The sequence below is a fragment of the Xanthomonas hortorum pv. cynarae genome (assembly GCF_002939985.1).
GTDB classification, from domain to species: domain Bacteria; phylum Pseudomonadota; class Gammaproteobacteria; order Xanthomonadales; family Xanthomonadaceae; genus Xanthomonas; species Xanthomonas hortorum_D.
The window spans coordinates 1-9,217 of record NZ_MDFM01000056.1 but is presented as its reverse complement, the minus strand read 5'-3'; the positions used below and the strand labels follow the sequence as shown (position 1 = coordinate 9,217).

The following is a 9,217-nucleotide window of genomic DNA, read 5'->3' as shown; positions in this document are numbered from 1 at the left end:
CGGAAACGTTGGCCGGTTTGCACTTTGTCGTCTTCACGATCCTGATGCTTGGAAATGCAGCCGCTCTATTTCAAAGTTCATAACACACTCTAGGTGATCGAAGCGAATGAGCTTATACAGCGTAAGGCGAGCAAGAACGCCCATAGCGTCAGTGAAAGCGAACGCTATAAGACACTGGGAACAGGCCTTGCATGTTCTGGGCGCACCCTACGTGCGACATTAGGACGAAACCATGCGACTACAGTTCTGCTTGCTTGCGTTGACGATGGCATTTGCGCCACACGCACTTGCCAAAGGACCTTCTACAGCGTTGTCTGATGCCAACATCAAGACGCTGCTGATTCAACAATCGATCGATGCATATCCTGGCAACTGCCCCTGCCCGTACAACGCAGCCCGCAATGGCAGCAGCTGCGGCGGTAGAAGCGCATATAGCCGTGGTGGTGGCTATGCCCCGCTGTGCTACCCAAAGGACGTGACAAAGGCAATGGTTGTGGACTACCGAGCTGGAGCGCAGTGAAGCCGATGGAGCCCAAGCCGGCTGCATCACTCAGCACCAGATTGGCTCCGCACTTCGTTGGTCTTTGCGGCCATTTAGGCCATCAAGTAATTACGAGGAAACATCAATGAAGAAGGCAAAGATCGTTTTGGCGATCGTGGCAGCACTCGCGTCGGCTTCGGTATGCGCGCAAACCCGTGTCAGTGGTTACCACCGTGCCGATGGTACTTATGTGCAACCTCACTATCGCAGTGCGGCCAACAGCACAACGCTAGACAATTACTCGACACGTGGAAATGTGAATCCATATACCGGAAGAGTTGGAACTGTCGATCCGTACAGAGAACAGAACACCTATCGCCAACCCGCACCACAGGCCACCTACGGTCTACCCAGGTCCGACTCCGTCAATCCTTACGGATCCGGTTATTGATGCATCAAACCCTGCCTCGGCAGGGTTTTTTATGTGTTTCGATGGTTGCTGGTCGTAGCGCACCGGCGTGCTTGTACAACATAACGAGGACGCGCCCTGATCTTCTCGGGATAGGAAGCGGAGCCCTGGTGCTTCACTGCACAGCAGCCCGGCAAGCAGCCAGCGCACGGCTGATGTGCTTTTCCACCATCTTGATCGAGATGCCCATGGCTGCGGCCACTTGCGGGTAGGTGAGATAGTCGATGCGTTGGAGGGTGAAGGCCTGGCGACACCTGGACTGGAGGGTGTCGAGGGTGTGGGTCTGCAGGTGCTGCAGGATGCGGCGGGTGTCGGCGATCTGGTCGACGTGTGCGCCGTCTGCGGCCAGCGGCGTGATCAGGTCCAGTGCGACGTGGGTGTTGGCGTGGCGGCGGTGGCACGTGCGCCAATGCTCCAGCACCATGTTGTGAGCGATGCGGTACATCAGCAGTGCGCAGTCGCCGATGTTAGGCGCGTCGCGGTAGGCCAGCAGGCGGAGCAGCGTTTCCTCGGCGAGGTCGGCGGCGGTGTCCGGGTGACGAATGCGCCGGCGCATGTAGGCGAGCAAGTCTGCATGCAACAGGCCGATGGCCTGGTCGAAGCGCGCCCTGCCCGATGCCGGTTCCTCGCGCACGCGCCAGCGCGTGGTGGGGCGTACGTGCGTGTAGTCGCGCACGAGTGTGATGCGCGGTGGCGTGTCGCACGCCATACGTTAGGCGGAGGTATTGCCTGGGTCGCTGCGTCGATGCAAGGCGGGCCAGCTCGCCGTTGCGCAGGCGGATGTGGAGGTAGCGACGGGATGCACGAGGTTAGAAACCGCACAGAATGAGTGGTCGTATTTCCCGACGGGTGTTGTCAGCCGGGCTCCGGGCGCAGGCATCGCGTCGATTACAACCACCAGAAACTACGGGCACGAAAACCTATTGGTTTGACGCCGGTGGATACAGCTCTTAGAAGATTTTCTATGATCTTAAAATAAATCTTTCTAGCGATCTGGTGCGGCACCAGCCCACTGGGACAAAAGCATCGCAAATCGCGCTGACACCTTTATTGCACTATCTGATCAATTTCATACCGTTCGATGCGGCTGCACTGGTGCTTGATCACGTTGCTGCTCTTGCTGCTGCTGTGGTTGCGGTTGTTGCTGCCGCTGCGCCTCGCTCAGTGTTTGCAGCTGAGCCAATGATTGCTCCACTGGCTGCGCAATGGCATCCATGGTCTTCATATGCGCCATCTTGTGTGCAGGATCATTCAATGCCCCCTCAACAACAAAGACGTTCTCACCTTGGCGTACAGAGTCGGTCTGCTGACTCAATGCGATGTGATCTATCCTTGATAACCCATTCTCCTTTGCGAGATAGGCGCTACTCGCGGCGAGGCGAGCGCTATTTTCGTCGTAGTCGCGACCAAGCCCTTTCTCTAGATCGCGAACCGCAGCTTCCGCTTGGGACAAGAGAGGGTTCATTTTGCTTGCGTCACTTGCTGGCATCTGATGTCTTTCAAATGGCGCAGCTAGACCCGGTAGACTACGATCGTCCGGATGCCGCTGCTCCGAAATAAGACGCTGCTCGAAGGTCTGTTTCGGCATTGCATGCTGCGACTCACTATTCAACTTGCTATCAGGGAATGGGGCCTTAATGCTCTTGATGTCTTCGACGTTAGAGAGCGGCTTCAGCTGCCCTTCGAAATCCTTGTCCGTCATGACAAATACGTTCCGCCGATGCAAGCCAGCCTGGTTCAATGCACTCCAGGTAAAATCAATGCAACTATTTTCCTTCCACTCATACTGCATGTTAAAGCCGTGGCCGGCAGCATCTCTGCCGAAGGCCTGCAGCTTTTCATACTGGTCCTTGCTGATCTCCAGCGTCCTGGAGTAGTAGGGATCCTTGTAGTCTGCGACATCGGTTTCTGATACGCCACCAAGCCCACTCGACTCGCCATGCGCCAACGGAGCGAAACCGTAGCTATTGTTATTTTGCCCATCGGAGATGGAGTAGTAGACGTGTCCGGCTGCAGATGTACCGCCACCTGCTAATGGCGTGCCGGGTGCGGCGACATAGACAGTGACGGTGTAGTGCGTTTCTGATGAATTCATTCCCATGCTCCTCTCACTTCTTCTTTGCGCGATACGCAATCAAGAGCTTCGCCTTAGCATCGATCAACAACTGACGGTCATTGCCCAGCGCAAGGCCAAGGACATAGTGGCCTGACGGCAACGCATCTGCGCTTGCAAAAGATAGTTCAGTGTAAGCAACCCCTTGAGCGATCAAGCCTGCTTCCAACAAGGACTCTCGGTCTGCATCGGCGGCTTCCAGGCCGGGGACGGCACCGTCCGCAGGGATAGTGAGCCACTCCACCTCATTACGACTCACCCACTGGCTGCGCTTAAGTTCAACCTCCGCGGTACGGCCTTGCTCGATTTGATAGAGCTGAACCTTTGCAGAAATCTTTGCTTTTCTAAGCGCATCGGCAGCCTCAGCCACAGATGTTGAATCGCGTCCCTCGAGACGAACCCCAATGAAGACAGAGCGAGGTGACTCACCATTTGTGGCAGGCACGTCAAAATCAAGTCGGATTTCGCCATCGTGGATGGCTTCCAACGAGCGTGCCAACGGTACAGCCGTTCGGCTGTCACTATTCCGGTCCGGCTGTGGCGCACTGGTCTGTTGTGGCTGCCGATGACAGCCCGCTGCCATATACGCTGCTACTAATAACAGCAATACGCGTACAACTTGATACGGTCGTGACATGCCTTGTGCCTGAAGAGATTGCTTCGATAACAGCATAGGCTATTTTTACGCGTGCGTTATAGGGTCATGACGCGAGACCCTTTTCTAGACATACCTGTATTTTTACGCATGCATGCCGTGAGAATTTTTGTGCAATCGAAACCTCATCGCAGCAACGACGTGCCAGAGGTGTCTGCTGACAAAATTAATCGAATGACTCGGCTGACTGAGCCATCCAGGATTACATGGCATCCAGCAGAAGGCCATGTCACCTCACCCTTGATGGTGGAGGCTTACCACCAGCTCGCCATCGCGCAGGCGGATGTGGGGTTTGCTGCCGATGGTGAAGCCGAGTTGTTCCAGCCAGCGGCCGCGTAGGCGCAGCGTGGGGATGCGTTGGTGGCTGTCGGGGTAGGAGCCGTAGCCAACGGTGCAGTGTTGCGGGGCACGCGGGTGGCCTGGGCGGCGCGGCTTGCTGGGATCGGGGCGGGGCTCGGGGATGAGGTTGCGCTCGAGGTAGCGCCGCGGGGTGATCGAGGGTTTGAGCGAGTGCTAGCCGATCTCGGTGGGCGGCAGCTCCGTGGCGCGCTTGCGCACCGGCGTGAGGCGGGATGGGGATCGACGCATGGCAAAGCCCTCCTTGACCAACAGGCCCCGCCGCGGGGTTCGATTCGCACAACGTCCTGCAGTCGGATACCCTTGCGAGAACTCCGGCAGACATGCGGAAGCGAATGCACTTGACGAATAATTCCGGCAATCTGCATCGCCAACAGCCAAGACTCGGAAGGAATAATGGGTATGGGTGCCAATCACCGAAAGGCGTGTGTAGCTTTTGCTGGATTGCTTTACGCCTCAGTCGCGGGGTGTACCTCATCCGCACCTGCCGGAGCTTCACAGCGCGAGCATCCGGTTCAACACGCTGCAAAGCCTCCTGCTGTCTCCTGTCCTTCCAAAGATTTCGGCACGTTTCTGCAACGCTATGCGGATTCTGCCGACGACAGCGTGCGCCGCAGCTTTACTGACGACCCGCTGGAGTATGAGGTGCCGACTCACACGGTCGAAAAAGAAACTGACGCGTCACCCGCTACGCATCTCTCCAAGCGAACAGGCCTCTCCCGCCTGGAGCTCTTCCCCTATCGTTACTTCAAGGATGAAAAGGTCTTTGATCGAGTCGTTCCGGGGGAGATGAAGCCGGAGCGTCAAAGTAAAGTTGGATACCCGGTCTCTATCCAAACGATGGCCGGTGATGGCCGCAGTGTGGACTTCGGCATGGAGTACGAAGTAGATACCTACGTGTTTAGACGGAGCCATGGCTGTTGGTACCTGGCTCGCGCGATCAACCTGAGTGATTAACAAGGGGTGGGCACATGGCTGCACAGGATGCGACACAGCAGGTTCCTTATCGCGTCATTCAACTTGAGTGGGATGCGGGCGGAGAAGGGCTATCACAACGAGGTTGTGGAGAACTTCGATGGCCTGATCACGCACCATCCCAACAGCAATAGCGATGCTCATCTGGTCAACGGCAGCGTCGTTGGCGGGCAAGCGCCGAAGTCCCTACTTATGTGAAGCCAGTTCAGAACCCGCTGCCTATTGCAGTGTATAAAGGGGCCAATGCTGGATGTCGTCGGCGCTATCGACGACATGCTTTACCAACACGAGGAAGAGATGCGAAATTTACTGAAGCCATGGATGGTCATACTGCCAATGTTGATTGGTGGATGCGGGGGAAAGGTACCTCCGGCTTATGGCGACGGCTTTCCAGTCGTCAAGCCGATTGATCTAGTCCACTCCGGTGCCACGGTCGAAGCGCGCTTCGAACTGCCTCTGCGGGAGACGGGCGATCCGGGACCCAGCACGTTTCTGATGGGATTCCGTTCTGGTGGGCCACGCAAACGCCCCGATCTGAAGCCAGGGGATGCGGACTTCCTTGAGGAAGCGAAGCTTCCCTTGAGGGTACAGCTTTGGAAGCAGAATGGTGGCAAAGAGACGCCCGTGGTGCTTCACGAGCTGAATCGTGATTTGCCGGCAGTGTGGCAAGGCACGCGCTACCAAAAGGCAAAGAGTGACGTCTTCCCCTACAGAAGCGCTGTTGGCGCGGATTCCAACAGTCTGGTGAAGGCCGGCAAATACGACATGTCGATGGCCTATATGGAATATGAGGTTGCCAGTGCCGAGTCCAAGGACCTGACTCCCGGGAAATACCGGTTGAAGGTTACCAATCTTCAGGACAACCCGCAGATCGCTCACCTCAGCTTTGAGCTTCTTGTCGCCAACTACAACGTGAAATAAAACATGGACAGTCAATCCCATAGCAGTGCTCAGGCCCAACCTGGCAGGAAAGAGCCTGGCCCCTACACCGTTACCGTCTATCTCGCTGCACCCGGTACGACCGTGCGCGATGAAAAGGGCCATGGTCACCCTTCCTCCGCAGGCCATGCGTACTTCATGATCTCTGACGGCGAGCACAAGAACGGATACGGATTCTCGCCGATCAAAACGGGCGTTATAGGCGCCGGGCACGTCGTCAGAGATGAGTACAAGACTTATCAGAATCCGAGCTATTCGTACACGCTCGAGATTACTAAGGAACAGCACGAGAAGCTGAAGGAGTACGGTGAGGCTGGTGTGCGTGGCGACGATAGTCGATTCGGCCTCTATTACAACGGTTTCTCCAACAGTTGCATCGACTACGTCTGGGGCGGACTTCGGGATGCGGGTCTGCGGCCGAAGCTCGAAAAGCCAGATCCCAGCTTTGACGGTACGATCAAAGTTCTTCCTAATATCGATGCGCTGAAGAGCATTCCCAAACCATTTCCCGATAGCAAGCTCAACTCGTCACACGAAAACCCGCTTCCGAAGAACCAAGGCCCACTGCAGAAGTTGCTGACTGAGGTCGAGGGCGAGCCAGAACGTGGTCAGGCTTCTGCGCTGTCGCGCGAATCGCAGCAATTGTTTGATCGCATGCGATCGGATCTTCCTGCCAATGTCACCGACGGTCAGGTGATGTCGGCGATGGTCGCCGCACGAGAAAGCGGCATTCACCAACTGCAGCAGGTGCGTGACGTGGTTCTGCATGAAGAGAAAATCTTTGTAATGGGAACGACCCCCGGCTTCCGGGCGATGGTAGATCTCAACCAGCCACAGCAAAGCATCGAAGAAGGGCTGGCCCGCAGCCAGCAGATCGACGCGCGGGTGGCAGAACAAACCCGGCAGGAAACGCAGCAGCGCGAAGCAGCCACGCAGACTGCCGGCGGCCCACAGATGGGCTAATGGTCTGGGACGTAGCCGGAAAACCTGGCTCAGACCAGCTCCTGCTCCCTTCAATCTTCCCTAGCTACGCTCACTACCAGCTTGGTGCGTCTGCTCCACCCGCTGCTCAAGCATCTCGCGTACGGCATAGGCTGCATCAAAGATGGCTTGCCCCAACGTGGGCAGCGTCTGCGCCTCCAGGCACTCCGGTTTGCTCATGGCGATGACGTCGCCATGAGCGATGAGGGTGCGTAGCAGGCGGTCGAGCTGGTCGCGTTGGTCCAGCGTGAGATGCAAGACAACGGCGGGGTGCTCCATCTGTGTCCCTCCTCTGCGCGGTGAGCGGGGAGCGCGCACGGTGTGGCGATTGGCGCGTTGCGCTCAGCGCGGGGCGTGCGGGTGCGTGCTGCGCGTGCGCGGCGCACCTGGTTAGTCTGTAGGTGCGACGCTGACGACCAGCTCGCCATCGCGCAGGCGGATGTGGAGTTTGCTGCCGATGGTGAAGCCCAGTTGTTCCAGCCAGCGGCCGCGTAGGCGTAGCGTGGGGATGCGTTGGTTACTGGCGGGGTAGTAGCCGTAGCCGACGGTGCAGTGGTGCGGGGCACGCGGGTGGCCGGGACGCGGTGGGCGGGCTTCAGTGCGGGGTTGGGGGATGGGGGTGCGCTCGACGTAGGGCCGCGGCTTGATCGAGGGGTCGAGCGAGTGCCAGCCGATCTCGGTGGGCGGCGGCTCCGTGGCGCGCTTGCGTGCGGATGTGGGACGGGACGTGGGTCGACGCATGGCAAAGCCCTCCTTGACGAACAGGCCCCGCCGCCGGGTGGCGACGGGATGTCGGGAGGTTAGAAACCGCACGTAGCCGGCGGGCGTATTTCCCCGAAGGGTGTTGTATTAGCCGCCCTCCCGACGCAGGCATCGCGTCGGTTGTGCCCGCAAGAATCTGCAGGCACAAAAAACCCACCGGTTTGACGGAGGTGGGTACTTCGGGACGCAGGGATTTGATCAGCACCTATGATGCGGCTGAACATACCGATAATTTTTAAAAAAACTCCAAGCCCTTATCTTCACGAATCTTTTTATTATCGCAGTGTCGGCGCCAAGACAAATGTCAAGGCGCCGACCATATAAAAATATTAATTCCGGACCAGTGCCCTCAGAGCGACCTTTGAGTACGCGCTTACTCCAGATAGTCTAATGTAATACGTACCCGCAACCGGGTTGTCGACTTGCATCGTCTGACTGTTTGTCGAAGGACGAGCTGAGCGGCTCTCATAATCCGTTTCAGTGGGGATTGATTCTCTTTTCATGAAGAGAGATATATTTCCAGTTCCGCCGTACGACATAACTCGCAGAAGTTTTGCCCCAGCTGGTACGTCAATTCTATATAGGTGATCTTCACCTGCATCACCTTTAATCCCCTCAACTAACTCATCTGACTTGATCGGAGTAATTCCTTCCGCAACACTGCTAAATATTTGTCCCAGCAGGTCGGAATATACTTCTGCTGTGGCTCCAGGAGCATAAAAATACAATCCGCCAGTATCCTTTGCGAGGCGAGAAAAAACTTCTCGCGAAGACAGGGTGGCCGCCGGGATTACATCGGTGTTTCCATTGATCGCGCGACTCTTCGTGGCTGCACCCGCGACACAGTCGCCGGATAAGAGCACATTTACACGTGTCCCGCTAGCGCGAGCTTGTGCGATAAGGGCGTCGACATTTCCGGTGCCTGGCGACGCGTCGGTCGCTAGGATTACAGAGCCCTCCGAGTCTTCATCCGCGTCGATTCGTGAAAGTGCCAGTCCCAAAGCTCCAAGGGAGTCTTCCGGACAGTCATCACCGCCTGAAGCTGAAAGGGCTTGCACAGCGCTTATGACCGCTGAAGTGTCCTCAGTGTTTGCGAGTCGGAGAGTAGGAGAGTCCTTGAAACTAATGAGTTCATACGAAACGGCACGCTGATCTTCGCCGGTATTAGTATTACCAATGAAGCTTGCTATTGCAGTTTTAACGCCACTCAGCTGTGTACCCATTGAGCCAGTGTCATCAATGGTCAATTCTACTCGGATAGGCGGCCACGTTGTCACCAAGTTATTTATACGGACTTCGTCACCACAAGAGCCCGTATGTAGTGATTCTAAAACCGTACGATTGATTGGATTGCGTGCCCCACCAGAAGCACGGAGAATAGTAAAATTAGCCTGCGCTCTGCTAGGGCCTGTTAACACTAATGGCCCGAGCGATTAAACTATTGAGCATGGAGATCACGCCAGCACAATTTTCTCTGATCGAACA

The 9,217-nt window shown here is 56.6% G+C and carries 12 protein-coding genes; 5 read left to right on the top strand and 7 right to left on the bottom strand.

Translation table 11 applies throughout. The features are described from left to right. Positions 1-626: 626 nt before the first annotated feature. Positions 627-932 carry a hypothetical protein gene (locus XcyCFBP4188_RS23300; RefSeq protein WP_174556007.1) on the top strand — a complete coding sequence of 102 codons (306 nt, stop codon included), beginning with the start codon at positions 627-629 and terminating at the stop codon, positions 930-932. Positions 933-1,065: 133 nt separating this feature from the next. On the opposite strand, the gene XcyCFBP4188_RS21820 is transcribed toward XcyCFBP4188_RS23300, so the two are convergent. The 3 genes from XcyCFBP4188_RS21820 to XcyCFBP4188_RS21810 form a co-directional block, all read right to left on the bottom strand. After that, complete coding sequence (locus XcyCFBP4188_RS21820; protein WP_228996158.1) at positions 1,066-1,626, bottom strand: RNA polymerase sigma factor; 561 nt, start codon at positions 1,624-1,626, stop codon at positions 1,066-1,068. Between the two features lie 393 nt (positions 1,627-2,019). Further along, positions 2,020-3,045 (bottom strand): XVIPCD domain-containing protein, encoded by a 1,026-nt coding sequence (locus XcyCFBP4188_RS23190; RefSeq protein WP_228996157.1) that lies wholly within the window; start codon positions 3,043-3,045, stop codon positions 2,020-2,022. Between the two features lie 13 nt (positions 3,046-3,058). Continuing rightward, on the bottom strand, positions 3,059-3,550 hold the full coding sequence (locus XcyCFBP4188_RS21810; protein WP_006448544.1) for a hypothetical protein: 492 nt from the start codon (positions 3,548-3,550) through the stop codon (positions 3,059-3,061). Between the two features lie 216 nt (positions 3,551-3,766). Between XcyCFBP4188_RS21810 and XcyCFBP4188_RS23185 the strand changes: the two genes are divergently transcribed. Next, entirely contained in the window at positions 3,767-4,057 is a 291-nt protein-coding gene (locus XcyCFBP4188_RS23185) for a hypothetical protein (protein ID WP_006448543.1), read from the top strand. Here XcyCFBP4188_RS23185 and XcyCFBP4188_RS21805 read toward each other — a convergent pair. Then, positions 3,953-4,213 (bottom strand): SymE family type I addiction module toxin, encoded by a 261-nt coding sequence (locus XcyCFBP4188_RS21805; RefSeq protein ID WP_225306989.1) that lies wholly within the window; start codon positions 4,211-4,213, stop codon positions 3,953-3,955. The two genes, XcyCFBP4188_RS23185 and XcyCFBP4188_RS21805, sit on opposite strands and share 105 nt — an antisense overlap. A gap of 264 nt (positions 4,214-4,477) precedes the next feature. Between XcyCFBP4188_RS21805 and XcyCFBP4188_RS21800 the strand changes: the two genes are divergently transcribed. The 3 genes from XcyCFBP4188_RS21800 (at position 4,478) to XcyCFBP4188_RS21785 (ending at position 6,952) form a co-directional block, all read left to right on the top strand. Next, complete coding sequence (locus XcyCFBP4188_RS21800) at positions 4,478-5,032, top strand: hypothetical protein (RefSeq protein WP_228996156.1); 555 nt, start codon at positions 4,478-4,480, stop codon at positions 5,030-5,032. Between the two features lie 261 nt (positions 5,033-5,293). After that, positions 5,294-5,971: a hypothetical protein gene (locus XcyCFBP4188_RS21790; RefSeq protein ID WP_233397369.1), complete on the top strand. Its 678-nt coding sequence runs from the start codon at positions 5,294-5,296 to the stop codon at positions 5,969-5,971. Positions 5,972-5,974: 3 nt separating this feature from the next. After that, a complete protein-coding gene (locus tag XcyCFBP4188_RS21785; protein WP_006448539.1) occupies positions 5,975-6,952 on the top strand; it encodes a hypothetical protein in 978 nt (325 codons plus the stop codon). A 60-nt stretch (positions 6,953-7,012) separates the two neighbouring features. Here the strand turns inward: XcyCFBP4188_RS21785 and XcyCFBP4188_RS21780 are convergent, their stop codons facing one another. From XcyCFBP4188_RS21780 to XcyCFBP4188_RS21770, 3 genes are all read right to left on the bottom strand, one after another. After that, positions 7,013-7,249 (bottom strand): hypothetical protein, encoded by a 237-nt coding sequence (locus tag XcyCFBP4188_RS21780; protein ID WP_006448538.1) that lies wholly within the window; start codon positions 7,247-7,249, stop codon positions 7,013-7,015. A gap of 111 nt (positions 7,250-7,360) precedes the next feature. Next, a complete protein-coding gene (locus tag XcyCFBP4188_RS21775) occupies positions 7,361-7,711 on the bottom strand; it encodes a SymE family type I addiction module toxin (protein WP_104592842.1) in 351 nt (116 codons plus the stop codon). A 350-nt stretch (positions 7,712-8,061) separates the two neighbouring features. Continuing rightward, the gene (locus XcyCFBP4188_RS21770; protein WP_160113188.1) at positions 8,062-8,979 is read right to left on the bottom strand and encodes a pre-peptidase C-terminal domain-containing protein; all 918 of its coding nucleotides are present in this window, start codon (positions 8,977-8,979) and stop codon (positions 8,062-8,064) included. Between the last annotated feature and the right edge of the window lie 238 nt (positions 8,980-9,217).

Excerpts from the sequence above, each read along its gene's own strand:
- XcyCFBP4188_RS23300 (WP_174556007.1), top strand. The coding sequence starts at position 627 with ATGAAGAAGGCAAAGATCGTTTTGGCGATCGTGGCAGCACTCGCGTCG.
- XcyCFBP4188_RS21780 (WP_006448538.1), bottom strand. The coding sequence starts at position 7,249 with ATGGAGCACCCCGCCGTTGTCTTGCATCTCACGCTGGACCAACGCGAC.
- XcyCFBP4188_RS23185 (WP_006448543.1), top strand. The coding sequence starts at position 3,767 with ATGACGCGAGACCCTTTTCTAGACATACCTGTATTTTTACGCATGCAT.
- XcyCFBP4188_RS21800 (WP_228996156.1), top strand. The coding sequence starts at position 4,478 with ATGGGTGCCAATCACCGAAAGGCGTGTGTAGCTTTTGCTGGATTGCTT.
- XcyCFBP4188_RS23190 (WP_228996157.1), bottom strand. The coding sequence starts at position 3,045 with ATGAATTCATCAGAAACGCACTACACCGTCACTGTCTATGTCGCCGCA.
- XcyCFBP4188_RS21785 (WP_006448539.1), top strand. The coding sequence starts at position 5,975 with ATGGACAGTCAATCCCATAGCAGTGCTCAGGCCCAACCTGGCAGGAAA.
- XcyCFBP4188_RS21775 (WP_104592842.1), bottom strand. The coding sequence starts at position 7,711 with ATGCGTCGACCCACGTCCCGTCCCACATCCGCACGCAAGCGCGCCACG.
- XcyCFBP4188_RS21790 (WP_233397369.1), top strand. The coding sequence starts at position 5,294 with ATGCTGGATGTCGTCGGCGCTATCGACGACATGCTTTACCAACACGAG.